The organism is Pseudomonas sp. zfem002, assembly GCF_032621685.1.
GTDB lineage: Bacteria > Pseudomonadota > Gammaproteobacteria > Pseudomonadales > Pseudomonadaceae > Aquipseudomonas > Aquipseudomonas japonica.
In genome coordinates this window covers 181,359-207,198 of the sequence record NZ_JAVYJH010000001.1, presented here as the reverse complement: position 1 = coordinate 207,198, position 25,840 = coordinate 181,359, and the positions used below count along the sequence as shown (strand labels likewise).

At 62.4% G+C, this 25,840-nt stretch carries 20 protein-coding genes and 5 tRNA genes; 6 read left to right on the top strand and 19 right to left on the bottom strand.

Going from position 1 to position 25,840, the window contains the following annotated elements; genetic code table 11:
- Positions 1–72 precede the first annotated feature (72 nt).
- From RTI28_RS00890 to RTI28_RS00865, 6 genes are all read right to left on the bottom strand, one after another.
- Positions 73–5,634, bottom strand: coding sequence for an RHS repeat-associated core domain-containing protein (locus tag RTI28_RS00890; RefSeq protein WP_316918703.1), 5,562 nt, complete (start codon positions 5,632–5,634; stop codon positions 73–75).
- Positions 5,635–5,787: 153 nt separating this feature from the next.
- A complete protein-coding gene (locus tag RTI28_RS00885) occupies positions 5,788–6,690 on the bottom strand; it encodes a hypothetical protein (RefSeq protein ID WP_316918702.1) in 903 nt (300 codons plus the stop codon).
- 40 nt (positions 6,691–6,730) lie between these two features.
- Positions 6,731–7,630, bottom strand: a complete 900-nt coding sequence (locus RTI28_RS00880; RefSeq protein ID WP_316918701.1) for a hypothetical protein — start codon at positions 7,628–7,630, stop codon at positions 6,731–6,733.
- Positions 7,631–7,650: 20 nt separating this feature from the next.
- A complete protein-coding gene (locus tag RTI28_RS00875; protein WP_316918700.1) occupies positions 7,651–8,619 on the bottom strand; it encodes a hypothetical protein in 969 nt (322 codons plus the stop codon).
- A gap of 170 nt (positions 8,620–8,789) precedes the next feature.
- Positions 8,790–9,512, bottom strand: coding sequence for a TylF/MycF/NovP-related O-methyltransferase (locus RTI28_RS00870; RefSeq protein ID WP_042124528.1), 723 nt, complete (start codon positions 9,510–9,512; stop codon positions 8,790–8,792).
- A complete protein-coding gene (locus RTI28_RS00865) occupies positions 9,509–10,375 on the bottom strand; it encodes a hypothetical protein (protein ID WP_316918699.1) in 867 nt (288 codons plus the stop codon). The genes RTI28_RS00870 and RTI28_RS00865 overlap by 4 nt, the downstream gene beginning before the upstream one ends.
- Before the next feature lie 332 nt (positions 10,376–10,707).
- On the opposite strand from RTI28_RS00865, the gene RTI28_RS00860 reads away from it, so the two are divergent.
- Positions 10,708–11,325, top strand: coding sequence for a hypothetical protein (locus tag RTI28_RS00860; RefSeq protein WP_316918698.1), 618 nt, complete (start codon positions 10,708–10,710; stop codon positions 11,323–11,325).
- Positions 11,326–11,364: 39 nt separating this feature from the next.
- On the opposite strand, the gene RTI28_RS00855 is transcribed toward RTI28_RS00860, so the two are convergent.
- Positions 11,365–12,567: an NAD(P)/FAD-dependent oxidoreductase gene (locus RTI28_RS00855; RefSeq protein ID WP_316918697.1), complete on the bottom strand. Its 1,203-nt coding sequence runs from the start codon at positions 12,565–12,567 to the stop codon at positions 11,365–11,367.
- A 247-nt stretch (positions 12,568–12,814) separates the two neighbouring features.
- Between RTI28_RS00855 and RTI28_RS00850 the strand changes: the two genes are divergently transcribed.
- On the top strand, positions 12,815–13,354 hold the full coding sequence (locus RTI28_RS00850) for an Rrf2 family transcriptional regulator (protein ID WP_316918696.1): 540 nt from the start codon (positions 12,815–12,817) through the stop codon (positions 13,352–13,354).
- Here RTI28_RS00850 and RTI28_RS00845 read toward each other — a convergent pair whose 3' ends face one another.
- A complete protein-coding gene (locus RTI28_RS00845) occupies positions 13,355–14,044 on the bottom strand; it encodes a TraX family protein (protein WP_316918695.1) in 690 nt (229 codons plus the stop codon). It lies immediately after the preceding gene.
- Between the two features lie 242 nt (positions 14,045–14,286).
- On the opposite strand from RTI28_RS00845, the gene RTI28_RS00840 reads away from it, so the two are divergent.
- Positions 14,287–14,970 carry a response regulator transcription factor gene (locus tag RTI28_RS00840; protein ID WP_316918694.1) on the top strand — a complete coding sequence of 228 codons (684 nt, stop codon included), beginning with the start codon at positions 14,287–14,289 and terminating at the stop codon, positions 14,968–14,970.
- A gap of 43 nt (positions 14,971–15,013) precedes the next feature.
- Positions 15,014–16,996 (top strand): sensor histidine kinase, encoded by a 1,983-nt coding sequence (locus tag RTI28_RS00835; protein WP_316918693.1) that lies wholly within the window; start codon positions 15,014–15,016, stop codon positions 16,994–16,996.
- On the opposite strand, the gene RTI28_RS00830 is transcribed toward RTI28_RS00835, so the two are convergent.
- From RTI28_RS00830 to RTI28_RS00820, 3 genes are all read right to left on the bottom strand, one after another.
- Positions 16,971–19,007 (bottom strand): pentapeptide repeat-containing protein, encoded by a 2,037-nt coding sequence (locus tag RTI28_RS00830; protein WP_316918692.1) that lies wholly within the window; start codon positions 19,005–19,007, stop codon positions 16,971–16,973. The two genes, RTI28_RS00835 and RTI28_RS00830, sit on opposite strands and share 26 nt — an antisense overlap.
- A gap of 282 nt (positions 19,008–19,289) precedes the next feature.
- On the bottom strand, positions 19,290–19,634 hold the full coding sequence (locus RTI28_RS00825) for a hypothetical protein (protein WP_316918691.1): 345 nt from the start codon (positions 19,632–19,634) through the stop codon (positions 19,290–19,292).
- A 131-nt stretch (positions 19,635–19,765) separates the two neighbouring features.
- A tRNA-Arg gene (locus RTI28_RS00820) sits at positions 19,766–19,842 on the bottom strand.
- 294 nt (positions 19,843–20,136) lie between these two features.
- On the opposite strand from RTI28_RS00820, the gene RTI28_RS00815 reads away from it, so the two are divergent.
- Positions 20,137–20,334: a hypothetical protein gene (locus tag RTI28_RS00815; protein ID WP_316918690.1), complete on the top strand. Its 198-nt coding sequence runs from the start codon at positions 20,137–20,139 to the stop codon at positions 20,332–20,334.
- On the opposite strand, the gene phnN is transcribed toward RTI28_RS00815, so the two are convergent.
- Positions 20,319–20,924: a phosphonate metabolism protein/1,5-bisphosphokinase (PRPP-forming) PhnN gene (phnN, locus tag RTI28_RS00810; protein WP_316918689.1), complete on the bottom strand. Its 606-nt coding sequence runs from the start codon at positions 20,922–20,924 to the stop codon at positions 20,319–20,321. The two genes, RTI28_RS00815 and phnN, sit on opposite strands and share 16 nt — an antisense overlap.
- A 342-nt stretch (positions 20,925–21,266) precedes the next feature.
- On the opposite strand from phnN, the gene RTI28_RS00805 reads away from it, so the two are divergent.
- On the top strand, positions 21,267–21,593 hold the full coding sequence (locus RTI28_RS00805; protein ID WP_003254499.1) for an Arc family DNA-binding protein: 327 nt from the start codon (positions 21,267–21,269) through the stop codon (positions 21,591–21,593).
- Between the two features lie 125 nt (positions 21,594–21,718).
- On the opposite strand, the gene mgtE is transcribed toward RTI28_RS00805, so the two are convergent.
- The 7 genes from mgtE to RTI28_RS00770 form a co-directional block, all read right to left on the bottom strand.
- Positions 21,719–23,161 carry a magnesium transporter gene (gene mgtE / locus RTI28_RS00800; RefSeq protein WP_042124508.1) on the bottom strand — a complete coding sequence of 481 codons (1,443 nt, stop codon included), beginning with the start codon at positions 23,159–23,161 and terminating at the stop codon, positions 21,719–21,721.
- Positions 23,162–23,535: 374 nt separating this feature from the next.
- Positions 23,536–23,612, bottom strand: a tRNA-Arg gene (locus RTI28_RS00795).
- Positions 23,613–23,688: 76 nt separating this feature from the next.
- Positions 23,689–23,765 (bottom strand) — tRNA-Arg (locus RTI28_RS00790).
- Between the two features lie 75 nt (positions 23,766–23,840).
- Positions 23,841–23,917, bottom strand: a tRNA-Arg gene (locus RTI28_RS00785).
- 108 nt (positions 23,918–24,025) lie between these two features.
- Positions 24,026–24,116: transfer RNA gene (locus RTI28_RS00780), tRNA-Ser, on the bottom strand.
- 72 nt (positions 24,117–24,188) lie between these two features.
- The gene (gene csrA / locus RTI28_RS00775) at positions 24,189–24,377 is read right to left on the bottom strand and encodes a carbon storage regulator CsrA (protein WP_002554426.1); all 189 of its coding nucleotides are present in this window, start codon (positions 24,375–24,377) and stop codon (positions 24,189–24,191) included.
- A gap of 179 nt (positions 24,378–24,556) precedes the next feature.
- Complete coding sequence (locus RTI28_RS00770) at positions 24,557–25,792, bottom strand: aspartate kinase (RefSeq protein ID WP_042124501.1); 1,236 nt, start codon at positions 25,790–25,792, stop codon at positions 24,557–24,559.
- Positions 25,793–25,840: the final 48 nt, after the last annotated feature.

Here is a 25,840-nt window from a genome sequence, read left to right as displayed (position 1 = left end):
TGAATCATCACCTGACCAACAGCCGAGCCGGCCAGCCCACGAGAAGCGGCCGACCGACTGCCGCAGACGGTCCTACAACGCCGTATCCTGACGTCGCGAGAACGGCACGAAGCCATCCCCCAACTGGTCGCTGACGATCGCCACCGAGTTGCCCCGGCAGTACATCCCGCCCTTGTCGTTGTGCACCAGGCCGTACATGGCCACGTCGTGCAGCACCTTGTGCTCGGGGCTCAATGGACTCTGGTTGAACATGCCCGCGGTACCGGCGTTCTTCAGGTAGTTGGTCATCACCGCCACCACATCGATCGACTCGTCCGACCCCCAGGCCTTGGCGATGGCGTCGCGCAACGGCGGGGATTTCTTGAGGAACTGGTCGACGTGGGTCATCGCCAGGTATTCATCGTCGGCGAAGACGAACTGCCGCCCTGAAATATCAGGGCGAGTGAGAAACGGCGAATCCCACTGCGCGCGCTGGATCGGGTCGCCGCCGCCCTGCGCCTGGAGCGTGTCGGCGACACCCTGGGCACCGTAATTCCACAGTCCCCCGGAGAAGGCGTCGAGGGCATCGTCCAGCTTGCCGAGGATCTTGATCGGGCGCATGCGCGCCACGGCGACACTCCTCATGGCCGTGGCACGCCCGACCATCCTGGCATTGCGACTGAGGGACGAGGTGAGCGAGCCGCCACCACGCCCCACGGCGATCAGCACCGCGTCCAGCACCATGGACATCGCAGGATTACTCTTGCTGAGCTGCAGGGAGTAAAGGGACAGGCCGGCAACACCCGTGGCGAAGAGGGTATTGGCCATCGCCAGGCCAGCGCTCGCGCCGGCACTGAACGGCGCGAGGGCGACGCTGGCGACGTTGATCAGCACGGTCAGGGTGCTCGTCAGATCGAGGATCGGCTCCACCGCACGCCGTTCGCTCCACAGTTCCACCAGGTGGCCGCTGGGGTCGTGACAATTGACCGGGTCGCTGCAGCAGTAGCAGTACTCGTTGGCACCCGCCAGGCCAAACGGACTCCACGAATCCGGTGACTGGAAACGATGCAGTTGCGGGTCGTACAGGCGGTAGCCATTGCCCAGGTGATAGAGCGACAGCGCATTCAGCGGCTCACCCTTGAAGCCCAGCCAGGTCACCGACTTGGGCTCCGGCAGACGATAGCCGAATGGCGAGTAGCTGAAGTGGGTAATGGTGCCGTTGCCGTCGGACAGGTCCAGGCTGGCGAAGATGCTGCCCGCGGCATCGCGCAGCTCGAACGTCGTGGTGACCACCTCGCTGCTCTGCAGATCCGCCTTGGTGGTGATCTGCTGCAGGTAGCAGCTGGGGCTCTCGTTCAGCAGCACGATGGTGCGGTCATGGAACCCCAGGCGCGAGTTGCCGGTGGACTGTACCTGCTGGCGGGCGTAGATCCTGTTGCCGCGATAGTGGTAGGTCTCCTTGAAATCCGTTTCCAGGGTCACGCCCCGCACGCAGCCGAAGTTGTCGTAGCGGAACTGGTAGACCGGACTGGTGCCCGAAGGCTCGCTGCTGTAGGTCTTCACCTGGCCGTTGTCGAAGTAGGTGATCTTGCGCCCGGCGCGCTGAGTCAGGCGGCCTGCCGCATCGTTGTGCTGCTTGTCGGCGTCCGACGCGGTCAGCATGCCGGGGATCTCGTCGGAGAAGGTGTAGGTCGATGTCGTATCGCCGTCGGAGGTCTTGTTCACGCGCTTGACCACGTCACCCAGCGGGTCATAGGTGAAGGTCTGCGCGAAGTACTTGCGGCCGCTCTGACTGACCGGCGGATTGGCGCCGGAGCACGACCACTCGTCCAGGCGTCCGCAGTCCTGGTACTTGTACTCGTCGGCGCGGTACTCCTTGCCGTCGACCTTGAGAACGCTTTTCTGCAGGCGACCGTCCTTGAGCAGGCTGCGCTCGATGGCCAGCTTGCTGAAGCCCTCGCACTCGAAGGTACGACTGGTTTCATGGCCCATCAGGTCGTAGGCGAAGGTAATCGTCATGGTCTTGCCGGTGCTCAGGTCCTCGACCGTTTCCTTGTGCAGACGGCCATCGGCCCGGTATTCGAAGAGCGTCTGCGCCTTGCCATCGGTAGCGATCCTCTTGAAGCGGCCGTAGATGTCATAGGTCATGCTGGTCTCGTTGCCGGCGATGTCCTTGAACGTCATCAACCGCCCCTGCAGGCTGTAGGTCGAGGTGGACACCCGCTCATCGCAGGTTTCGCGATACGCCATGGTGCTCAGGTCTAGGATGCTGGAAAACCCCTCCAGAGTATGCCCCGTGCGTTTCTCGGCGCCGGGTTCGCGCCCCCAGCGCGAGCCCGTCTCATAGGCGAAGCTGGTGGACGTCACGCCCTTGGGCGTCTCTTCGGTGACCCGGCCAAAACCATCGTGCTTCTGTGTGCCCAGTTCGACCGTATTATCGCCTTCGGTGATGCTCGCGCTGGTCGCCACAGCGACGGCGGTCGTCGTGGGATAGCTGTTGCACACGGTGACCCCGGCGGACTCCGCCACGGTCAGGCGACCGAAGGCGTCATAGGAATAGTTCGTCTCGGACGCCGCGGTCTGCACGATCTTGACCGTGCGCCCCAGCGCGTCACGGGTAACTGCGCGCGAGGCCAGCTCCTCGGACTTGCCCTTGGCGGTGACGTTCAGGTACTGGATCTTTTCCACCGCCCCCTGCGGATCGAGGGTGGTCACGGTCTTCAGGTAGGGGAAGCTGCTGCCGTCGCCTTGCCATTCGCTGGTGGCGCGGCTCGCGGCATCGAACTGGCTATTGAATTGCACGCCCGCGCGGGTGACCTTCGACAAGCCCGCTTCCTCGGGGGCGTGCTGCTCGGTCACGCTGTCCAGCTCCTTGCCGGTGCCATCGTGCAAGGCCCGTACGACCTTGGTGCCCTTGGCGTCACGGGTCCAGGTGATCGAGTAGGTGCTCAGCAAGGCCAGGCCATCGGCATCACCCAGATAGTCATGCAGCGCGTAGCTGGCCATTCTTCCGCTGTCGTCGTAGGTCGTGCTGGACAGTACGTGCGACGTCTCCTTGCCATCCTTCTTGCGAATGATCGAGGTACCGGTCTGCCGCCCCAGCAGGTCGAAGGTGGTGCGCCGGGTTTCCTTGCCCTCGCCGTTGCTTTCGTCGCGGTGGTATTGCGTGTTTTCGTACTGATGACGGGTCACCAGTTTCGACAGGGTGAAGGAATTTTTCCCAACGACCTGGTTGTGGGTAATCGTGAGGAGGTTGGGGTCGTCCATCGCGCGGTCGTACTCGATGATCGCGTGATCGGTTTCCTGCTGCCTGAAGTCGCTCCCGGTGCAGGCCAGACGCCGCTTGCCGTCCCGCGTGACACTGCCGTCCGCGGCCTTTACCTCGGTTTTTCTGAAAAATTCCTGCAAGGTCGCGTCGTAGGCATAGGTGAAGGTGGTGGTGAGCCTGGAGTTGGCGATCTCCTTGTAGTCATGGTCGACGTGATAGAACTCGATCTTGCTCGGCAGCCCATAGCTGTCGGCGGCACTGCTGTAGCTGGTTTTCTCGATGGTGATGACCGAGCGGGCGTTCTGCTTTTCGGCCAGGGCCCAGATAATCGAGTTGCGCTTGGCCTGTTCATCGAGGAGCACGATGTTTCTCTCGATTTTCCCTTGCAGCGTCTGTCCCATCTGGCGCCAGTTCATTTCGCCGAGTGCATCGGGATCGATCAGCCCAACGAAGGTTTCCTGGATCTCGTCGGCTTTCAGGTTTTCCAGGTAGTCGGCCAACATGTCGGGTTGGGTATGACCGCTTTCGTAGTAAGCGATCTCTCTTTTGGCCAGCGTCCCCGCCACATCGAGCAGGCTGGAACGCCTGGTCGAAGAAATATCCCAATGACTCAGCTCCGGCTCGAGCACGGTAATGACATATTCCAGTACCGGCACCTTGCCGTCGGTGAGACTTTCACCGACCACGGTTTTCGGCGCCAGCCCGGCATAGGAGTAGTATTTCGCCCGCAGCGCCTTGTCGATGCCACCCGCGGCATTTTTCCGGTAGGTCACTTCGGACTCCACGAAGCGATCGAAGAGCTGCCGCTCCCCCGGGTAACTCAACTTCACCGGCGTGTTGAAGAGGTTCTTGGCAGGTGAGAAGCCCGTCGCCACATGGGACAGGCTGCGATGCTCCTCCCACGCCCAGGTGAAGTTGCCGAATGCCCCGGAGATGGGATCGAGGGGCGCGAACAGTTGGCTGAGAAAGCCCTCGTTGACTTTTTTCAGCTCTTCGAAGCTCTGCTTGACGAAGTGCAGGGTCGAGCAATAGGTGTATTCGGTCACCACATCACCCTGCTCCAGCCTGACCAGGTTGCCATCCCTGTCCAGCTCCCAGTCGACCACGTACTTCTGCGCATCCGCCGCGCCCTCGAGGTAATCGAGACTGCGCCCGACGCTGCGCCCGAGGTTTTCGTCGAACGTGATGGTCTGCTCGATGATGCGGGTTTTCCCAGCGCTGGTGACGGCCTCCTTGACCTGCCGCCCCTCGGCGTTGAAGGTCTTGACCGTCTTGCTCGAGCGCCGCCCGCTGATCTCGATGGTGGTGATCGTCCCCGTGGTGCTCGTCGCGTAGGTATAGGTCACGGTTTCGTCTTTCAGGCCGACACCGTTCCTGCGTACGCAGGTCTTCACCTTGCCAGCATCGCGGGTGAGCGTTTCGCTGCTGCTGACGATCTCGTCCTCTGCCGAGGACTTGGACAATTGCACGGCGATGGCGCTCAACTGACCGTCTTTGTCGTAGGTGAAGGTCCGGGTGTACGGCATGTCGCCCGTGGCACACTGGATGCTCTGCAGCACGGGCAGGAACGCGCTGGGCTTGAGGTCGGTCTTGGTGTTCTTGTCGTCGCCATAAAGGTGAAGGGCCAGGGCATCCTTATCCGCCGCGTCCGCCGTGGCTTTGTCGACCGTGGTGTAGGACAGGGTGTAGGAAAACTTTTCATAGACCGAGTCGGGGTACAGGATGAACGACGTCGGACGGTGAATGGACTCCTCGGCGAACTTCATCAGGGTTCGATAGCTGTCCTTGATGCTCAACAGTTGGTAGTAGCTTTTGATCTCCTTTCCCGTCATATCGCGGCGATTCCCATGCCAGATTCGCCAGTTGAAATGCAGTTGAAGGCCCAATGGCGAGGTGATCGACACCGGGAGGTAATAGAGTTCGCTGCCATCGTTGGCCAGCCCCCGCTTTTCCAGGGACGCGAGCATTTCCTTGCCTACCGAGGAGACGAATTTGCAATCGATGTTCTCGGTGTCGGCGCGACAGGGTTCCGGGCCGACTTCCTTGAGCACTTCGATCGTACCGTCACGGTGATAGACCGTTGCCCGCAGACGCTCGATCTTGATGACGAACATTGGCGTGACCATGCCAGTGCCCTTGATCCTGTGGGTCGATCCATCGGCCAGGGTCAGTTCGAACATGGAAGCAACGGCCCCTGGGGTGGAGCGCAGCCGAGTCATGGCCAGCTGCCAACCTCCGCCGGCATGCACGAATTCGACATTGAACGCCGGCCCGAGCCGGTTGTTGCCGACCAGGCGGGTGATCGGTACCCGCGCCGACGCGGCTCCCGTGCGCTCATCGATCCTGATGTGTTCGAGGGTATTAGGGTTCAGCAGGTTGTGGTTCATGGCACACGTCCTCTTCATCGATGAATCCGACCTGGCCCGGTACTTCGATACGCCTCGGGGCGAGATGAACAACGGTCAATGCATGCGGCTGGCACGACAGCCCTTGGGGCATCTGCAAGTGCCTGAAAAATTGCAATGGCTTGAAGTCTTTCCTTACTCCAGAAATTCGAATACGAAGTTCCGCTCTCCTTCACCGGCGATGAGCACCTTGATGATCGGCAAGTGCATACCGGTCACTCGTTCGAACTGCTCGCGGTCCCGTTCGGCAAAAGGCCGGCCCTGATCATTGAGGTAGAAGAATGCGCGGATCGGCAGCCGTGGGTCGTAGCCCGGACTCCAGGTCTGCACCTTCATGTCGTTGGGTTTGTCGGTCAGTCGCGAAGCCTTGGCCGCCACCGCCAGGGCGATTTCGAAACGCTGGGTGGCATGGGCATCGTTGAGCGCGTAGGAACAGCGCCGACGCAGGTCGCCGGCGAAATGCCGGTCCCACTCCAGCCACAGTTCGGCCAGTTGATCCGTGGTCCAGCGGTATTCTTCGCTGTCCCTGTCCATGGCCGTCGCATCGGCGAGCAGCGTTTCGCACAGCGAGTAGGTGTAGCGGTGACTCCTGTTGGCACCGCAACCGTTGTCGAGGCGCTCGTCGGATACCGCGTCGATGGGGAAGAAACAATTGACCGACAGTTCCTGCGGCGGATCGATGATGAAACCGTTGCTGTAGTGCCAGGCCAGCCGGGAAATCCTTATGTCGGCACGGACGAAGGTAAATGAGGTATCCAGGGTCCGACCTCGGGGATAAGGCTCCCATGCATACTGGCCTTCGGGCAGATTCTGGCGGGTGCCGCGCAGCATGACGCCGCTGCACTTGTAGGCGGCGTCACCGTCCGCGCAGCGTGCGGGTGTCGCTTCGTAGCGTGCGGTCAACTCCCGTAGCAGGTGCTGCCCTGGCGAAAGGCGTTCGGCCTCGACCTGATCGGGCGACGGCACGTCGCTCGCCGCCCGCGCCAGCAGGGCGACCAACAGCAGGGACAGTGCAAAGACGACACCCTGAATGTTCATGCACGGCTCCTCATGGCACGGCGCGGCCGATGATGCGGGATCATTGGCCTGCGACCTCGAAGACGATGCTGCCCTCCCGCTCCCCGGGGAACGTGACCTTGAGCACCGGCAAGCGAATCGTCGTCATCCGTTCGAACTGCTCGCGGTCCCGCTCGGCGAACGGCCTGCCCTGTTCGTTCACGTAGAAGAACGCCCTGATCGGCAGACGCGGGTCATGGCCGGGATTCCAGGTCTGGATCTTCAGATCATTGGGTTTGTCGGTCAGTCGCGAGACCTTCGTCGCCACCGCCAGGGCGATTTCGAAGCGCTGGGTGGCATGGGCGTCCCGCAGGTCGTAGGAACAGCGCCGCTTCATGTCGGGAGCATGCCGTTCGTCCCACGTCAGCCACAGCGCGGCCAGTCGCTGCAGGGCCCACTGGTACTCTTCGGTTTCACGCGGCGGCGCCAGGCGCTGGGTCAGCAGCGCATTGCAGGGCGAATAGCGATAGAGATACGCCTTGTCGGGACCGCAACCGTTGTCCGTGCGCCTGTCGGATTCCGCGTCGGCCGGAAAGAAGCAGTTCACCGACAGCGACTCGGGCGGCGCGATGATGAAGCCGTTGCTGTAGCTCCAGGCAAGCCGGGGCATCTTGATGTCGGCACGCAGGAAGCTGAACGAGGTGTCCAGGGTCCTGCCTCGTGGATAGGGCTCCCAGGCATGCTGCCCATCGGGCAGGTTCTGCCGCGTACCGCGCACGATCACCCCGCTGCACTTATAGGCGGGATCGTCCTCGCAATGCGAGGGGGTCGCCCGGTAGCGAGCGGTCAGCTCGGCGGCCAGTTGCGCGGCATCGGCACTGTGCTGCATGGCCTCGGTTGGCACCGAGGGCTCCTCGCCAGCCCCGGCCAGCAGGGTCAGCAGAAACAACGAGCAGCCAAGGAACACACCCTGCAGGTTCATGGAAATCTCCTGATGAGCAGTCACGGCAACACTGTGAAGGTGATTCGCCCGTCCTTGTTCTCGGGAAATTTCAGGTGCACCAGCGCAACACGCTGCTTGCACACGTCCTCGTACTGTTTGCGGTCGCGCTCGGCGAACGGCTTGCCTTCGGCATTGACGTAAAAGAACGCACGAATCTGCAAACGCTGGTCGCAGCCTGGCTTCCAGGTTTCGATCTTGAGGTCGTTGGGTATGTCCGACAGTCGTGAAGCGCGGGCGGCGGCAGCGACCCCCTTGGCAAACCGGGCAACACCAGAACGCCCGCGCAGGTCATACCAACAACGCACCGGGACCGGTACTTCATCGCTCACGGCCTCGTCATCGCCGCACTGTGTTCCGGCGTATGAGTTATCTGCGAACGGACCGCAGCCGTTGTTCGTGCGCTGATCGGATTGCGCGTCCAACGGGTAGAAACAGTTGACCTTCAATGCCGGGGTGGGCGTGATGATGAACCCGTTCGTATAGGACCAGGCCAAACGGGTCATCTTGATGTCCGCGCGCAGGTAACTGAACGAGGTATCGAGCGTTCGTCCTTGCGGGTAGGGATCCCAGGCATTCTGCCCCTCCGGCAGCACCTGCCGGGTACCCCGCACGATCACCCCGGAACAGAAGTAGAGTTCCAGACGATTCAGGATCAACAGGTAGGATGTGATGATGCGGTCAGCTGTGTATTCATCCTCACGATAGAGGTAGCCGTTGGCGGAATCGGCCTCGATCCTTTCGAGGTATCGGCTGTAGACCCCGGACGTGAAGTCGGCCTCGGAAATGAACAACTGCTGGGAAGGGCAACGCTCGGCCAGGTTCGCGTAACGCTCGTTCAGATCGTTCTTTTCATCGGAGGCCGCGCTTTGCACAGGCGTGCAAAACGCCAACGCGGCGACGAGGATGACACTCGCCGGTATCGTCATCCGCAACATCGACAACCCAAAGAGCGCGCCATGAATGCTCATGGAAATCCCCTGGAGAATGTTCAGCGATACCGCCCACGGTGGAACGGCGATGTGCGGATTCAAGCAATGCCGGGGCCTGCCGCGCAACTGACAAAAATATCAGGTGGCCCTGTGCCCAAATGCCAACGGCCGCTCGAGAGCGGCCGTTGGCAAGCAGCGTCGAACAGAATTCAGACGCGGAAGTAACCGACCGACGAATCGAACGGCAGACGCTTGAGCTCGACCTTGTTCAGGTCCAGCACATCGCGCAGGGCGGCGGTTTCGCCCGGGAAGTTGCGGTAGGCGACTTCGTCCAGGACCACGATGGCGCCCTTGGGCATGTACGGCAGGAAGGTTTCCAGGGCGACCTTGGTCGAAGAGTACAGGTCGGTGTCGAGGATCAGCATCGCCACCACCAGGTCCGGACGGGTTTTCACGAAGGCCGGCACGGTTTCGAGGATATCGCCCTTGACGATCTCGCAGCGCGGGATGCGGTTGACCGGACGGATCAGGTCGTTGGCCTCGATCATGTCCTGGATCAGCGTCTCGTCGGTGTCGGAGAACATGCTCTCGTTGATGTCGCTCGGGTCTTCCTTCTCGTCGATGCTGGCGAAGCCCTGGAAGGTGTCGAAACCGATGATCGAACGGTTGATCGCATACGGCTCGAGAATCATCGACAGCTGCATGTACAGCATCAACGAATTGCCCTTGTACACGCCGCATTCGACGATGGCGCCGGGAATGTCCTGGACCATCTTGAACAGCTCGATACGCGACAGCGCCGCGGTCACGGCGATGCGGTTGGCGAAGACGAAGGGGGCGTCAGCCACGTATTGGGCATCGACGCGGCTCAGCACGCTGGCGCGCTTTTCGTTGTACTCGACCTCGGCAGCAGTCAGACGACGCTTGGTCATGGATTAACTCCCTGGAATTGCGAAAAGTCGCTGGCATGGAAAAGGTCTTTGAAGCCGGCTTCGACGTCGAAACAGCCGTTGTCGACGTTGCGCGCGCCGCGCTTCTGGATCAGGTCCTGCAGGTGGATCAGACGGAAGTCCACGCTGAAACGGATCCTGTCGGTATGGTTGGCCACGGTACCGTGCAGGTGCGCGCCGGAAAAGGTGATGATCTCGCCGCTGTTGCCGGCGATGCGGATCTCCGAGGAGGTGTCGATCTCCTCCAGCGGCACCGGATGCACACGGCTTTCCTGGGTGATGTTGTCCTTGGCCTTGAGCCGCTGGTTGTTGATCCAGTCGGTCAGGCTCCAGCTGTGGGACGAGTTCTGCACCGGGCGGGTGAAGTAGGCCGGGTTGATCATCATGGTCTGCTCGGGCTCGATGCTGTAGATCGGCATCCAGGTGTTGAGCTGGCAATCGACGCTGCCGTACCAGGTGTCGCGGTGCGGCTTGTAGGCATAGCTGACGCCGGCGTGCAGGTAGTCGTAGTTCGGCACCACGCGCACCCGCGGCACGTCGAAGATGTAGTCGTCGGGGTCGGCGCCCACTTCGAGGATGAAGTCGCGAATCAGGGCCTTGGCCTGCGGGCCGTTGGTGAACTTGCGCTTGAGCCGGGTGACGTGCTCGACGAAGGTTTCCACCGGCATCTTCTTGTGCAGCGAAACATGGTCGGTTTCGCCGTCGAAGGCCTCGGTGATGCTGTGCCGGGCCAGCGCGCACAGCTCATGGGCACTGCGCAGGTTGGTATCGAGGAAGATATCGCCCGCGTAGACGCGCTCGCGGAACGCCGGCTTCTTCTGCAACTGGTTGATGTAAAGATTCATACGCCTCTTCCTCATAAAGACCGGTGCCCGCGACCTGTGCGGGCCATGAATTGAAGTGGACGCAAGGCGACGCCACCCTGCCCGTCCGGCAGGGAACTCCAACCGCATGGGACACCGGGTCATGGCCCGGCTCTCGTGTTCGGGTGATCGGCACCGCGTGCGCAAACTTTAATGCCGCTCGCCTTGCCACCAGCGGCAAGGGGCTTCCTGCAGGCGGCAAACGCAGGCCGTGTGGAATGGCTGAAGGCCCCGGTTCTGCTGGGCTCGCCCCATCTGGCACAGCTATTGCCCTGTAAGCGGGACCCGTATCCCAAACCAAGGAGAGTGATCCCGTGAGCATCATCAATGGCCATGGCTGGCAAAACATTGCGGTCAGTCAACATCGCACGCTGGCGGCCGTCCCCGGTGCCGACGCGCAAGCCTACCAGTCCGAGACCGCGACGGCCTCGACGGTATCCACCGTGGCCAGCGCCAGCGCGACGGGCGGTGCCTCGAACCCGACCTACCAGGATGCCAAGGACGCCCAGGACGAAGCCTTCGCCAAGCTCAAGGTGGTGCTGCAGAATTCCGGGTCCACGGCGTCCAGCGAGACTGCCAGCCTGAGCGAGTCCGACAGCACGGTGAAAACCACCAGCGCAGCGCAGGAATTTCGCGACTACATGGCCCTGTCTCCCGAAGAGAAGATTCGCCTGAAGATGCTCAATGAACTGGGGCTGACCGAAGAGGACTACGAGGCCCTGCCGCCGGAGAAGAAGGACGCGATCGACAAGCAGATTGCCCAGCGCATGAAAGAAGAAAGCGAGATGAAGTCGATTGCCGCCGTGGAGCCGCAGATGCAGGCGGCGGTGGCGGCGCAGACGCTGATCAAGCCGGTCAGCGAGGTGGAGGCGACGGATCCGGCGCAATTGCGCAAGGACAGGGAGAATCAGGAAGATCCGCTGAACGTGTGACGAACCACCGCGAAGGGCCGCAGAGCGGCCCCAGAGGTATCAGGCAATCGGAATCAACGGATCCGCGGCCGCCAACGCCACCGCCCGCTCGGCCACCGGCGGATAGATCCACACCGTGTTGATCTGCGTCTTCAGCTGCTTGGCCTCTTCGCGCACCAGCTTCACCTGGCGATCCCAACCCTCGGTGTACACCGCGCCCCAGGCGCCAAGGTCGAGGCAGGTGACGTACTTCGGCTGGCTGTAGGCGATCGGTTCGACCCCGAGCAACTGCGCCGCCACATTGTTGCCGGCATAGCGGCCGAGCATGATCGCGTGCTGGCAGGTCATCAGCGCATGGTTGCCCAGGTCATCGCTGGCCGCATGCGCGGTATCGCCGCTGGCGTAGATGTCCTCCTGGCCAATCACCTTGAGATTGCCATCCACCTTCAGCCGCCCCAGGCGATCACGCTCACCGGGAATCTGCGCGGTCAGCTCGCTGGCCTTGACGCCGGTGGTCCAGATCACCGTGGCGGCGGCGATGCGCTGGCCATCGGCAAGGGTCACACCCTCGGCATCCACCGCTTCCACCGTCGACTTCAGTTGCCAATGCACGCCCAACTCGGCGCTGGCCGCGGCGATGGATTCGGCGATCTCGGCGCCCATGGAAGCGCCGAGGGCCTCGCCGCGGTCGACGATCACCACATTCACGTCGGCCGCCTCACCCAATACCGCACGCAGGCGCGCCGGCATTTCCATCGCGGTTTCGATACCGGTGAAACCACCGCCGGCGACCACCACCGTATTGCGTGCCGCGGAATGCGGACGCTGCGCCAGCGCCTTCAGGTGTTCTTCGAGGCGCACGGCTTCTTCCAGTTGATCGACATCGAAAGCGTGCTCGGCCACACCGGCCATGTCTGGCCGTGCCAGACCGCTGCCGGTGGCCAGGACCAGCTTGTCGAACCGACTGATCGCGACATTGCCCTGGGCGTCGCGGTATTCAACCTGCTTGCCGGCAACGTCGATGCGTTGCGCCACACCCTGGATGAAGCGCACGCCCACTGCGTCGAACAGTGCGCCCAGCGGCGCGGCCAGCTTCGCCGCGTCGGCTTCATAGAAGCGCGGCCGGATGCGCAATTCGGCCTGGGGCGCGAGCACGCTGACCTGGATATCCGAGCGCCCTTGCCGGTCCAGCAGGCGAACGGCGCTCAGGGCGCTCCACAGACCGCCGAAACCGGCGCCGAGAATGAGGATGTGCTGCGTCATGGTGTTGCTCCGTAGTGAGGAAGGCATGCTTGAATAACTACGACTTTATTAGTCGTAGTTTCAAAAAACAAGCGGCCGCTCGTCGAACGCCGCTCCGGCGCTCCCGAAAAATCCTTTGAACACCTTTGAATTCAAGGTTTGTAGAATCATCAAAAAATTTTCGGCGAGCGTTCCGGCGACCGCCGGCTTTGCCCGAAAAGGCAATTCGCTGCTAGTATTTGCGACCAGTTCAGTCGGAGATAAGCGGATGTCGCTTTACAGCGCGGGAGTGGAGTACGGCATTCATTGCCTGATATTCCTGGTCGGTGACGGCGGTGAGAGCCGCGATGCCAGCGTGCGCGACCTGGCCGAGTTGCAGGGTGTGCCGCAGGACTACCTGGCGAAGATCTTCACCAAACTGGCCAAGGCGCGCCTGGTGGCCGCCACCGAAGGCGTGCGCGGCGGCTTCCGCCTGGCCCGTCCCGCCGACGAAATCACCCTGCTGGACATCGTCACCGCCATCGACGGGCGCAAGTCGATCTTCGACTGTCGCGAGATCCGCGGACGCTGCGCGCTGTTCGACGGCGAGCCGCCAGGCTGGGCCATCGAAGGCCCGTGTGCGGTGCATGCGGCGATGATCACCGCGCAGAAACGCATGGAAGAAGCCCTGGCCCAGCAGACCGTGCTGGACCTGGCGCGCAAGGTCGGGCGCAAGGCCCCCGCCGGGTTTGCCGCGCAGGTCGGCGACTGGATGAGTGGACGCCGGGAGAAGAAAGGCGCGGGCGACATTCCGCTGACCGAGGTCTGATCAGAGGCTCGCCAGCTTGATCAGCGCCAGATGCAGCGGATAGAACCACCAGGCCCAACGCCCCACCGGCGCGACCCGCGTTGGCCATTCGCGGCGCAACAGCTGCAGACCCAGCGGCACGGAGAGGAACGCCACCGTCATCACCAGCAGCGAAATCGGCTGCAGCGGATGCTGCAGCAACCAGCTGTTGGTGAGATTGCCCGCCACCGCGAACACCCCGGCCAGCCAGAACAGACGCCCGTCCCGCAGCGCCACGAGCAAGGCCGCGGGCAGCAGGACGCCGGGCAGGCCGTACATCAGCCACTCATGGCCCAGCGTCGCGACGCCCAGTGCCGCCAGCGCCAGCGTGGCGGCCGTGCGGGTACGCAGTTGCACGCCCCAGGCAACCAGCAGCCCCAGGGCCAGGGTCGGCATCACATTGAGCGTCTGCGAGCCGTTGTCGAGCCAGCGGTAGGCCAGCTCCGAGAGCAGTGAAAAGCCGAGGAAACCGTACAGATAACCGACCTTCAGCGCCTGCGAGCGGGCCACGTTGGCAGCCATCGCCAGGCAGAAGAACGGAAACGCCACGCGCCCGCTGACGAACAGCCAGTCCTGATCCGGCCACAGATAACGCAGGTGGTCGCCGACCATGGTCACGATCGCCAGCCACTTCAGCAGGTCGAGGGATGCCGAGCGGGTCGCGGCGTTCATCGACAGGGGTCGCTGCGGCAAGTGGCCGGTGTGTTCGGTTCACGGTTCATGAGGTTGTCCTGTTTCGCCCAGTCGTTCGTCGAGCCAGGTTCTGTGTTCCCGGGCAAACCTGCAAGTGATCTGCGCCCTGCCCGGGAGGGCCATGGTTCACCCCCTGGCGACTTCCCGATAAACTGCGCGACTGCCCGGCACGCCCGCCGACACTCCATTCACGCCGTTGCGGCTGGTGCCGAACCCGACCGATGCTCGAACTCATCCTGCTTGAAGACGAACCCGCGATCGCCGGGGAGCTAGCCGAATTTCTCGGCGACTGCGGCTACGTGGTGACACTGGTGCACGACCTGGCCGGCTTTGCCCAGGCATTCGACCCGCGGCGCCATCATCTGGCGGTGATCGATCTGGGCCTGCCGGACGGCGATGGCCTGGAGCTGATCCGGAACCTGCGCGAACAGGGCTGCGCGCTGGGCATCGTCGCCTTCACCGCACGCGGTGCCAGCAGCCAGAAAGTCCAGGGATTCCATGCCGGTGCCGATCATTACCTGAGCAAGGGCTGTGACCTCGACGAACTCGCGGCGGTGCTGTGCGCCCTGGCCCGTCGCCTGGACCTGCGGCAGCAACCCGCCGCCTGGCGCCTCGACACCCGGCCGCAGGAATTGACCGCGCCCAACCGGCAGGTACTGCGCCTGTCCCATCAGGACACGCTGGTGCTGCATCGCCTGATGACGGACGCCTGCGCCACGGTCAGCCGCCGGCAGATCGTGGAAGCGCTGGGGGAAGACTGGCTCAGCTATGACCTGCGTCGCCTCGACACCCAGATTCGCCGCCTGCGCCGTAATGCGGAGCAGGCGACCGGCCTGGAACTGCCGCTCAAGACGCTGCGCAACAATGGCTACTGCTTCTACGAGCAGGTGCTGATCACCGAGTGAGGCAAGCTGCCTGACCGCCCCTTTCCTGTTGATGGCCCCGATGATGCGTCGATCGTTGCTCTGGCTGTTCTGCCTGCTTCTGCTAGCGTTTCGCGCTGCGGCCGCGCCGTTGCCGCTGGGCAACGACAGCCAGGTCGCGAGCGGCTTTCTCGAACGCCTCGACGATCCCGACGAGCGCCTGGATGCCGCCGCTGCCCTGGCCTCGCCCGACTGGCAGGCACTGCCGCGCTCCCTGAGTGCGGGATTCGTTTCCGGTGCGGTCTGGCTGCGCCTGCAAGTGCGCAGCGGAGCCGACTCCCCCTCGCGCTGGATGCTGATCCTGAGCAACTCCCTGCTCGATGAAGCGACCCTGTTCGACATGAGCACCACACCACCCCGCGCCCTGCCCGGCGGCGAAGCGCTGGGACGCCAGCACTGGACGGTGGACTACCGCTCGCCGGCCTTCCCCCTGGTCCTGCAGCCCGAGCAGCCACGCACCCTGCTGCTGCGCCTGAAAAGCAAGAATGCGCTGTCGGTGAACGTGCGCCTCATGCCCAGTGACAGCCTCGCTCACAACATGGCCATGGAATACCTGGGGTTCGGCCTGTACTTCGGCATCTGCCTGGTCCTGATCGTTTTCCACAGCGCCTTCTGGCGCATGACCCAGGCCCCCGAGAGCGGCTGGTACCTGGCCTATGTCAGCTTCTGCGTGACAGTGGAACTCCTGACCCTGGGCCTGCCCCAGCAGATGCTCGCCCTGCCCATGGGCATCAGCGATACGCTGCTGGGTTGTGCCCTGGGCCTGAGCCTGCCGGTGGGGGTGATCTTCACCCTGCGCCAACTGCGCTTGCCCGGGCATGCACGGCTGCAGCGCGGCCTGGTCCGCGCCAGCCTGGTGATCGGCACGACCTCGGCGCTGCTGGTGCTGAGCGACCACTACCGGATCGGCGCCCCGCTGCACCAGATCACCGTGCTGCTGAGCATCCCGTTCTTCATCGGCCTGGCCCTGTGGTCGATGGTCCGCGGGCATCGACCGGCACGCGCCTTCCTGCTGCTGTTCGGCATCTATTACGTCGGCATCGCCATCAGCTTCCTGCGCAACCTCGGCTTTCTGCCGGCGACCTTCTTCACCGACAACGCGGTGGCCCTCGGCGCGCTGCTGCACATGCTGCTGATGAGCCTGCGCATCATCCACCACTACCGCTCGCTGCAGCGCCAGACCCGCCGCGCCGAGAGCGCCTTCAACAGCCTGATCCAGCAGCAGAACGCCGAGCTGGAACGGGAGATCGGCGTGCGCACCCAGGCCCTGCGCGAAGCGCTGCACCACGAACAGCAGATGCGCGAGGAGCAACGCGACTTCGTGGCCATGGTTTCCCATGAGTTCCGCACGCCCCTGGCGATCATCGGCACCTCCGCGCAGCAGATGATCCGCAACCTGGCGGCCTCGCCGGAACGCAACGAACAGCGCTGCCGCAATATCCACCAGTCCTCGAAACGCCTGATGACGCTGGTCGACGACTATCTGCAGCATGACCGCATCGAGGAGCAGGCGACGCAAGCGCGCTGTGCCGAGCATGACCTGGCCGAGCTGCTCGACGGCTGCCTGGACGACTTCCTGCCCGGCCGCATCCGCCTGCAGCAGGACAGCGCGCGGCGCACCCTGGTCTGCGACTTCGGCCTGCTGCGGGTGGCCCTGCGCAACCTGCTGGCCAACGCCGATCGGCATGCGCCGGCGGCCTGTCCGATTGTCCTGGAAATCGCCGACAGCGCCGACGGCGTGCGCATCCGCGTGCTCAACGATGGCGCGGAGATTCCCGCCGACCAGGCCCCGCTGCTGTTCCACAAGTACGTCCGCGGCAGCCAGGCGCAGCACCTGTCGGGGGTCGGGCTGGGCCTGTACCTGGTCAAGCGCATCGCCGAACTGCACGGCGGCAGCCTGGTCCTGGAAAGCCGCGGCGAGCAGCGTCTCATCTGTTTCTGCCTGGAGCTGCCGCAGCCGGCGGACTGCCCCGACGCCGGGATCAGGACAAGCGTGGCATCGCCGTGAAAAACGCTTCGCTGTCGAGGATGCCGGCGCTCAGCGCCTGCTTCAGGTAGCCGGCCGGACCGATGCTGTGCTCGGACAGCGCCGCCGCCAGCGCGCCGGTGGCGTTGAAGGCCACCCCGGACGGATACATCGGCCAGTCGCGCATCAGCAGCGGCCCCATGCCGAACACCTGGACCCAGTGCCCACGCCGGGCCAGGCGAAAACGCGAATAGCCGAACGGACCGACGATGCCGGCGCTGGCCGACGGCCGCACTTGCGGGTCCTCGCCCGCGCTGATGTTCGCCGTCGCCGACAAGCCATAGCCGAACGCCTGAAACTCGGCGATCAGCGCAACATCGGGATGCTCTCGCTCCAGGCTGAACGACACCGACCAGGGCAGGACGAACAGCGGTTCGGTGCCCTCCTCGCCCTCGAACACCTGCAGTTGCCCGTCGATCTCGCGCACCCTGTAAAGCGGTGAATCGCCACGATCGCGATCCTCCAGCGACCAGAAGCGCCCGAGGTCCAGGCTCGGTGCAGCGCCCAGCGGATAGCCGGCCATCGCGAAACGCGGGGCCATCACGGCGAGGCCGGCGGGGCCGAGGTCGTCCCACACCGACGGCGGCAAGGTGAACAGTGGCACCCCCTGTTCCAGCGACACGCAGGCATTGATCAGCCGCGCATCCACCAGCGTGCTGTCGCTGAAATCGACACCCTGGATCTGCGCCCCCTCCAGCGAGAGAACCCGCGAGCCGCCATCCGCCTGGAGGGTGCAGCCGGCAATCCGCGCATCGACCAGCACACTGCCGCTCAGGTCGGCACCGCTGAGGAATGCCCGGGACAGGTCGAGCGACACCAGCAGGCTGTTGCTCAATACCGCCTCGTCGAGGTCGGCGTGATCGAGCGTGGCCCGCTCGCCACACCACTGCACCGCGCGCAGATCGACGCCGCCGAGGTGGGCCCCGGAGGCACGGGTGTTGGTGCAGATGGCCTTGTACAGGACCGCCGGACGCACGCAGGGGTCAATCTGGAAGACATCGATCGCGCTGGCGGTGCCGAACAGCAGATAGCCGTCGTTGCGCTCGCCGAGCTGCCAGCGGCGCCCCGGCACCAGCGTGCGGATCGCCATGCCTGGCGGCAAGGCGATGCCGCTGTCACGGAAGACCGCCAGCAACGCTTCGTCTGCCTGGCCATGGTCCAGATTTTCGGCGTGGCTCAGGGGCAGGCTGAACAGCCACACCTTGGCATCCAGCTGGGCCTGGTGCAGGTCGGCGTCGGAAAAGTTGGCAGCGGTGAAGTTGGCATTGCCAGCGCGGACATGCTTCAGCGAACACTGCTTCAGGCTCGCCTTCAGCGCGAAGACGCCCGTCAGGTCGGCACCGTCCAGCACCGCGCCGTCGAACGACACCCCGTCGAGGCGCGCTTCGCGGAAATCGGCCGCGATCAGGGTGCAGCCGGAAAAGTCCGCGTCGCGCAGGCTGGCGCCGGTAAAGCGCGCCTCGCTGAAATCCACCGCGGTGACACTCGCACCGTCCAGCACGACATGGCTCAGGTCAACACCGCGGCCCTGCCGACTGGCGGTGAGCATGGCCAGCGAAGGCGTGACCCGCGTCGGCTCGAAGCGCGATTCGGCGACGTTCTCTCGAGCGATGGTCAACAACGCCGGCGACGCTTGCGGGCAGAACACCACGGGCTGCCAGTTGCCCTCGACCAGCACCTCCCAGGCCTGCCCCGGACGCTCGCCCGTCAAGCGCAGGGTCGCGGCCGCGGCCAGGTCGTTGTCCAGGGTCAGGTTGCCCGTTGTGGGATCGATGCCGATCCAGCGCTGCTCGATCTGCAGGCGAGCGCTGCCGTCGGGCAACTGGTAAACGCTGACGAGCGCCGCATCGGCCTCGGCGAGCATGGCGGGAAAATAGCGGTGCGCCTGCTCGCTGTCCTGCCGTTCGAGGACTGCCAGGCCCACCTTGCGGCCCTGTATCGGCGAGGTGAAGGAGAACTTGCCCATGAACACAGCCAGTGCCAGCGTGCTCACAGACGCACCTTGGCCTTGCCGTGCAGGCAGCCTGGCTGGACAGGTCGTCGATCGAAATGCAGAGGCTTCATTGCCATCTCCTGAGGGGTGAATACCTTCCTGAGCAATGGGCAATCCGTCGTGAAACATCCACTGGGGCGATTCAAGACCGCGCGAGGCGGTTACATCGGCAACGGCGCCAATGCGCGGCGCCACCATAAACAGTGGCGCGGCGTTCTGTCTGCAATCGGTTTCTGAGGAAATCTGAGAGCCGGCCCGGGGGTGGCACGGCGCTCGGGAGAACTAGCGCCTGCCGAGGTGCTGGCGTGCCTGCTCGTGACGAATGCAGCCGTCGTAGTAGGTCTTCTTCACCGATGCCGGCTGCAGACGACTGCGGCTGGCATAGGTCTGCTCGGTGATGCCGAGGGCCATCTTCGGCATCCAGGCGCGGGGGTATTTTCGGGCCTTGAGATTTTCCCGGGCTCGCCACAGGGTCGTTCCAGACAGCTTCGAATGCTGGGCTGAACGGGCAATGTCCGAACCCCAGCGGCACATCTCGACCTGCTGCTTGCTCAAACCCTTGGCCTGCGCCGAAGGCGCCATGGACATCAGCGCCAGCATCGCCAGCGCCACATAGTTGAATCGCATCTGGAAAACGTCTCTCTATCCATGAAGCGAAAAATGCTATGTGAAAACAGTGACTTGAAAGGGCCAGTATGCGGCGGGCGAGACGCGACGATGCCTTAAAAGAGGAAATTGAATGCAGGACGAGGGAGAGATGGTGTCCCAGGGCAGGTTCGAACTGCCAACCTTCCCCTTAGGAGGGGGATGCTCTATCCAATTGAGCTACTGAGACACGAGACCCGGGCGAACGCCACAGGGCAGAAGGCGTGCATGTTAACCAGCGGAACGCTATTTGTCATGCCAAGGATCGGGCTTTTTGCCTGCCACGCTCCGCCACGGACACCCGTCGTTCGTGCATTTTGCAATACAGCATAAAGCCATCATTGCAGGATGCACGGAAACCATCTTTTCATATCGATCTAACTAATTGATTTATAAGGATTTTATGTAGAAACATGAGTGGCACGGCACCTGCTGGAAAAGAGATAACGGAATGCACTCGATCCCACAGCCTGGAACCTCAACCATGACTCACGCCCTGCTCGCCCTCAACGCCCTGGCCCTCGCCACCGTGATTGGCATGAGCATGCTGCCCAAGGCGACGCCGGTTCATTCCCTCGACTACAGAACTTCCATGCAGGCGTATCCCGCCGTACTCGGGCAAACGCCGGAGCAGCACCAGCAGCAGGTCCCACTACGTGAACGGGATCATTTCTCGCTGTGAGCGGCCAATCCCGCTTCATGCAGCAGGGCCAGCAGCCGCTGCACGGCGTCATCCAGCGTGGTTGAGTTGTCCAGATGGCGAACATCGTTGCCCAGGTCTGCAGGCACCAGGCGATTGCGCGCCAGCCGCTCCTCGATCTCTTCCGCGCTTTCCCGGCCACGCCCCAGCAGCCGCGCGCGCAGGGCTTCGGGGGTGACGCTGAGGAGAATCGGCAACAGGTCAGGGTAACGTTCGCGCACCAGCGGCAAGTGCTCGCGGGAACCGTTGATCAACACCCAGTGCCCTTGCGCCAGCCACTCATCGATCTCCGCCGAGATACCGTAGCTCAGGCCGTTGGCCTGCCAGTCCAGGGCGAAGGCGCCCTCCTCGCGCAACTCGGCAAAGCGCTGCGCGGTCACGCTGTGCGCCGCCTCACCCACCGCTTCGGCGGAACGGGTTATCACCCGACGGGCGATCTTTACCCCCAGCACCTGCAGCGCCGGGCGCGCCTGGTCGATCACGCTGTCCTTGCCGGAACCGGAAGGCCCCATCAGGTAGATCAGTCTGCCGGTGGCATGTAACGGGCTGTCGCCCCTTGCGTCATGCTGCATAGCCACTATGCTCATAGATAGGAAAAGCCCCGGAATTTTAGGTGCTTTCCGTTACCTTTTTGTCTGCCGGGAACAAGAGTCAAAAAGGTGACTGAATCGGAAAAGAGGGTGAATCAAAACTTTTCAAACCAGTACTCATTTCTGATAATTGGTACTGGCAAAAAGCCTCCACCCGGTTCAATATTTGTCACAGAATTGACGCCAAGGAACCGGCGATAATGAGGCATCATTGCGACCTCATTCACAATTCAGGTTGAACATTTGACCGCAACGGTGGTCGTAGTCTCCATCGCGCGGCCAATTTTCAAGAACCGCTTCCCCTGAACTAAACCGGTCAATTATATGCGCCCAATGAAACAGGCTATCTACTCAAGCCGCACCGCAGACAAATTCGTCGTCCGCCTGCCCGACGGAATGCGTGAGCGCATTGCCGAGGTTGCGCGTAACCACCACCGCAGCATGAACTCGGAGATCATTGCCCGTCTGGAACAGAGCCTTATCCAGGAAGGCGCACTGGGCGACGAGCTGAGCATGCGCCTGGACAGCCCGGAACTGTCCCTGCATGAGCGCGAGCTGCTGCAACGCTTCCGCCAACTGTCCCACCGCCAGCAGAATGCTCTGGTTGCCTTGATCGCCCATGACGTCGAGATGGCGGCGGACGCTTCCTGACCCCTCTTTTTCCTGAGCTCGTTTCAGAACAGAACGCCCGGTGCCTCGCATCGGGCGTTCTGCTTTGTGGCGCCCACAAAAAAGCCAGCGCGAAGCTGGCTCTCTTGTTTTGGCGCAAGACGGAATTACAGCAGGAACAGCGTGGCCAGCCCCAGGAAGATGAAGAAGCCGCCGCTGTCGGTCACTGCGGTGATCATCACGCTGGAACCCATGGCCGGGTCGCGCCCGAGGCGCGTCAGGGTCATCGGGATGAACACCCCCATGAACGCCGCCAGGAGCAGGTTCAGGGTCATCGCCGCGGTCATCACCACGCCCAGCGACCAACTGCCATATAGCAGGAACGCCACCACGCCGATCACCCCGCCCCAGATCAGGCCGTTGAGCAACGCGACCGCGAGTTCCTTGCGCATCAGGCGCGTGGTATTGCCAGGACTGACCTGATCCAGCGCCATCGCGCGAACGATCATGGTAATGGTCTGGTTGCCGGAATTGCCGCCGATGCCCGCCACGATCGGCATCAGCGCCGCCAGGGCCACCAGTTTCTCGATCGAGCCTTCGAACAGGCCAATCACCCGCGAGGCGACGAAGGCGGTGATCAGGTTGATCGCCAGCCATGCCCAGCGGTTACGCAGAGAGCGCCAGACCGAGGCGAAGATGTCTTCTTCCTCGCGCAGACCGGCCATGTTCAAGACTTCGCTTTCGCTCTCTTCACGAATCAGGTCGACCATCTCGTCGATGGTCAGACGGCCGATCAGGCGGTCGTTCTTGTCCACCACCGGGGCGGAGACCAGGTCATAACGCTCGAAGGCCTGGGCGGCGTCATAAGCATCCTCTTCCGGGTGGAAGCTGACCGGGTCGTCGGCCATCACCTCGGCTACCTGCTTGTCCGGGTCGTTGACCAGCAGACGCTTGATCGGCAGCACACCCTTGAGAATGCCGTCGTAGTCGACCACGAACAGCTTGTCGGTATGACCCGGCAGCTCCTTGAGCCGGCGCAGGTAACGCAGAACCACTTCCAGGCTGACATCTTCGCGAATGGTGACCATCTCGAAGTCCATCAGCGCACCGACCTGCTCCTCGTCATAGCTCAGCGCCGAGCGCACACGCTCGCGTTGCTGGGCGTCGAGGGTTTCCATCAGTTCGTGGACAACGTCGCGAGGCAGCTCGGGGGCCAGGTCGGCCAGTTCGTCGGCGTCCATTTCCTTGGCGGCGGCGAGCAGCTCGTGATCGTCCATGTCGGCGATCAGGGTTTCTCGGACCGAGTCGGACACTTCGAGAAGGATGTCGCCGTCGCGCTCGGCCTTGACCAGCTGCCATACGGTCAGACGGTCATCCAGTGGCAGTGCTTCGAGAATATGGGCGACGTCGGCGGAGTGCAGGTCATCGAGCTTGCGCTGCAGCTCGACCAGGTTCTGCCGGTGAACCAGGTTTTCCACGCGGTCGTTGTGCGCGCCTTCCTGGCGATGCGTCAGGTCTTCGACCACGCGCTGCCGATGCAGCAGCTCGACCACCTGCGCCAGGCGGTCCTGCAGGCTTTCCTGCGTTTTTTTTGCTTCGATTTCAGTCATAGGCGAACTCCACTCCCAGCAGCGGAGCACGCCGGGAGGATCAATCAGTCAAATCGTGATTGGCAAAACAGGCTTTTAAGTAACTACTGGGTAAGTCCATGGTGGTATTCCACAAGCCCCGGCGGGGCTGACGGGCGCAATCATACACCGCTTGCACTGCCAGGGGCTGAAAATATCGGTGAAAACAATCGTTTGCGAACGTTGCACAGGCAAACTCCCGAATCCATCAATGCGACGGCCAGTGCCCGGAAAAGAGCACATGCGCTCTTGAAAAATTAGCACGCGCAGTCGACGTCTGAATGACAAATCATTTATCGGGATCAACGAATCGCAGAAAACAAAAAGCCCACCATGAAGGCGGGCTTTTCATTTTATGGTGCACTCGACAGGATTCGAACCTGTGACCGCTCGGTTCGTAGCCGAGTACTCTATCCAGCTGAGCTACGAGTGCAAGGTTGGCGCTTGATGAACCAGATCACCTCTGGTGTATCCGAAACAACTTCCAGAGGAAACGGCTTCTTGGATTATGGTGCACTCGACAGGATTCGAACCTGTGACCGCTCGGTTCGTAGCCGAGTACTCTATCCAGCTGAGCTACGAGTGCAGGGTTGGTACTTGATGGACCAGATCACCTCTGGTTGAAACCGAAGCAACTTTCAATGAAACTTGCTTCTTCGTATGGTGCACTCGACAGGATTCGAACCTGTGACCGCTCGGTTCGTAGCCGAGTACTCTATCCAGCTGAGCTACGAGTGCATTTGAAGCCGCGCATTATAGTTCGCTAAATCGTTTTGGCAATCACTTTTTCGTTCATTTTCAACTACTTAGTGATTCATGCCAGATTACAGCGCCCTACATGAATAATGGCGGAGAAGGGGGGATTCGAACCCCCGATACCCTTGTGAGGTATACTCCCTTAGCAGGGGAGCGCCTTCGGCCACTCGGCCACCTCTCCGCAACACGGGGCGTATAATAACCAGACCCTTCCCCGTTTGCAAACTCTTTTTTGAAAAAAAAACGATAAAAATTAATGGCTTGGTTCTTCGTCCTTCTCTTTCTTGATCCGAAGGTAGATTTCTTCACGGTGTACGGCCACTTCCTTGGGGGCGTTCACACCGATGCGCACCTGGTTTCCTTTGACGCCGAGCACGGTCACGGTGATTTCGCCATCGCCAATGATCAGGCTTTCGGCACACCGACGAGTCAGAATCAGCATACGTTTTTCCTCACGGGATTCAGTTCAGGGACAACAGTCTGTAAAAAAGGAGGCTTGCGACCCGCAACCAGGACGGTTGTCGAGCTGTAACTAAGTATTGACCAGCATGACCGATCTGGCGGGCGCCGAAGCGGTCGAATAAAGAAGGGTGCGGCAGACCGCACCCCAGGGGACAACGCTTACTCGCCCTGACGGGCCGGAGCGTCCAGCTCGAAGGCGGTATGCAGAGCGCGTACAGCCAGTTCCAGGTACTTCTCTTCGATGACCACGGAGACCTTGATCTCGGAGGTGGAGATCATCTGGATGTTGATGCTCTCCTTGGCCAGGGCTTCGAACATGCGGCTGGCCACGCCCGCGTGAGAGCGCATGCCGACACCGACGATCGAGACCTTGGCGATCTTGGTGTCGCCGATCACTTCACGGGCGCCGATTTCGCTGGCGGTGTTTTCCAGCACCTGCTGCGCCTTGGCGTAGTCGTTGCGGTGCACGGTGAAGGTGAAGTCGGTGGTGTTATCGTGCGAAACGTTCTGCACGATCATGTCGACTTCGATGTTCGCGGCGCTGATCGGGCCGAGGATCTTGAAAGCCACGCCCGGAGTATCCGGCACGCCACGGATGGTCAGCTTGGCTTCATCGCGGTTGAAGGCGATGCCGGAAATGATCGGCTGTTCCATGGATTCCTCTTCATCAATGGTAATGAGGGTACCCGGACCCTCCTGGAAGCTGTGCAGCACGCGCAGCGGAACGTTGTACTTGCCGGCGAACTCGACGGCACGGATCTGCAGGACCTTGGAACCGAGGCTGGCCATTTCCAGCATCTCTTCGAAGGTGATCTTGTCCAGGCGCTGGGCCTGGGACACCACGCGCGGGTCGGTGGTGTAGACACCGTCCACGTCAGTGTAGATCTGGCACTCGTCGGCCTTCAGGGCCGCCGCCAGGGCCACGCCGGTGGTGTCGGAGCCACCGCGACCGAGGGTGGTGATGTTGCCTTGCTCGTCGACGCCCTGGAAACCTGCGACCACCACCACGCGGCCGGCCTTGAGGTCGCCACGGATCTTCTGGTCGTCGATTTGCAGGATGCGCGCCTTGTTGTGCGCGCTGTCGGTGAGGATCCGCACCTGGTTGCCGGTGTAGGACACCGCCGGAATACCACGCTTGATCAGCGCCATGGCGAGCAAGGCGATGGTCACCTGCTCGCCGGTGGAGACGATCACATCCAGTTCACGCGGAACCGGCTGATCGCTGATCTGCTTGGCAAGGTCGATCAGGCGGTTGGTTTCGCCGCTCATCGCCGACAGCACAACCACCAGGTCATCGCCAGCTTCGCGGAATTTCTTGACCTTTTCGGCAACCTGCTCGATTCGCTCGATTGTGCCGACCGAGGTACCGCCAAATTTCTGTACGATCAACGCCATTTCAAAGCCGCCTCAGCCCGTGAAGGGCACCCAATAAACAAAACACAA

Bases quoted from the DNA above. Each gene is read 5' to 3' on its own strand.
- RTI28_RS00890 (WP_316918703.1), bottom strand. From the start codon at position 5,634: ATGAACCACAACCTGCTGAACCCTAATACCCTCGAACACATCAGGATC.
- RTI28_RS00885 (WP_316918702.1), bottom strand. From the start codon at position 6,690: ATGAACATTCAGGGTGTCGTCTTTGCACTGTCCCTGCTGTTGGTCGCC.
- RTI28_RS00880 (WP_316918701.1), bottom strand. From the start codon at position 7,630: ATGAACCTGCAGGGTGTGTTCCTTGGCTGCTCGTTGTTTCTGCTGACC.
- RTI28_RS00875 (WP_316918700.1), bottom strand. From the start codon at position 8,619: ATGAGCATTCATGGCGCGCTCTTTGGGTTGTCGATGTTGCGGATGACG.
- RTI28_RS00870 (WP_042124528.1), bottom strand. From the start codon at position 9,512: ATGACCAAGCGTCGTCTGACTGCTGCCGAGGTCGAGTACAACGAAAAG.
- RTI28_RS00865 (WP_316918699.1), bottom strand. From the start codon at position 10,375: ATGAATCTTTACATCAACCAGTTGCAGAAGAAGCCGGCGTTCCGCGAG.
- RTI28_RS00855 (WP_316918697.1), bottom strand. From the start codon at position 12,567: ATGACGCAGCACATCCTCATTCTCGGCGCCGGTTTCGGCGGTCTGTGG.
- RTI28_RS00850 (WP_316918696.1), top strand. From the start codon at position 12,815: ATGTCGCTTTACAGCGCGGGAGTGGAGTACGGCATTCATTGCCTGATA.
- RTI28_RS00845 (WP_316918695.1), bottom strand. From the start codon at position 14,044: ATGAACGCCGCGACCCGCTCGGCATCCCTCGACCTGCTGAAGTGGCTG.
- RTI28_RS00840 (WP_316918694.1), top strand. From the start codon at position 14,287: ATGCTCGAACTCATCCTGCTTGAAGACGAACCCGCGATCGCCGGGGAG.
- RTI28_RS00835 (WP_316918693.1), top strand. From the start codon at position 15,014: ATGCGTCGATCGTTGCTCTGGCTGTTCTGCCTGCTTCTGCTAGCGTTT.
- RTI28_RS00825 (WP_316918691.1), bottom strand. From the start codon at position 19,634: ATGCGATTCAACTATGTGGCGCTGGCGATGCTGGCGCTGATGTCCATG.
- RTI28_RS00815 (WP_316918690.1), top strand. From the start codon at position 20,137: ATGACTCACGCCCTGCTCGCCCTCAACGCCCTGGCCCTCGCCACCGTG.
- phnN (WP_316918689.1), bottom strand. From the start codon at position 20,924: ATGCAGCATGACGCAAGGGGCGACAGCCCGTTACATGCCACCGGCAGA.
- RTI28_RS00805 (WP_003254499.1), top strand. From the start codon at position 21,267: ATGCGCCCAATGAAACAGGCTATCTACTCAAGCCGCACCGCAGACAAA.
- mgtE (WP_042124508.1), bottom strand. From the start codon at position 23,161: ATGACTGAAATCGAAGCAAAAAAAACGCAGGAAAGCCTGCAGGACCGC.
- csrA (WP_002554426.1), bottom strand. From the start codon at position 24,377: ATGCTGATTCTGACTCGTCGGTGTGCCGAAAGCCTGATCATTGGCGAT.
- RTI28_RS00770 (WP_042124501.1), bottom strand. From the start codon at position 25,792: ATGGCGTTGATCGTACAGAAATTTGGCGGTACCTCGGTCGGCACAATC.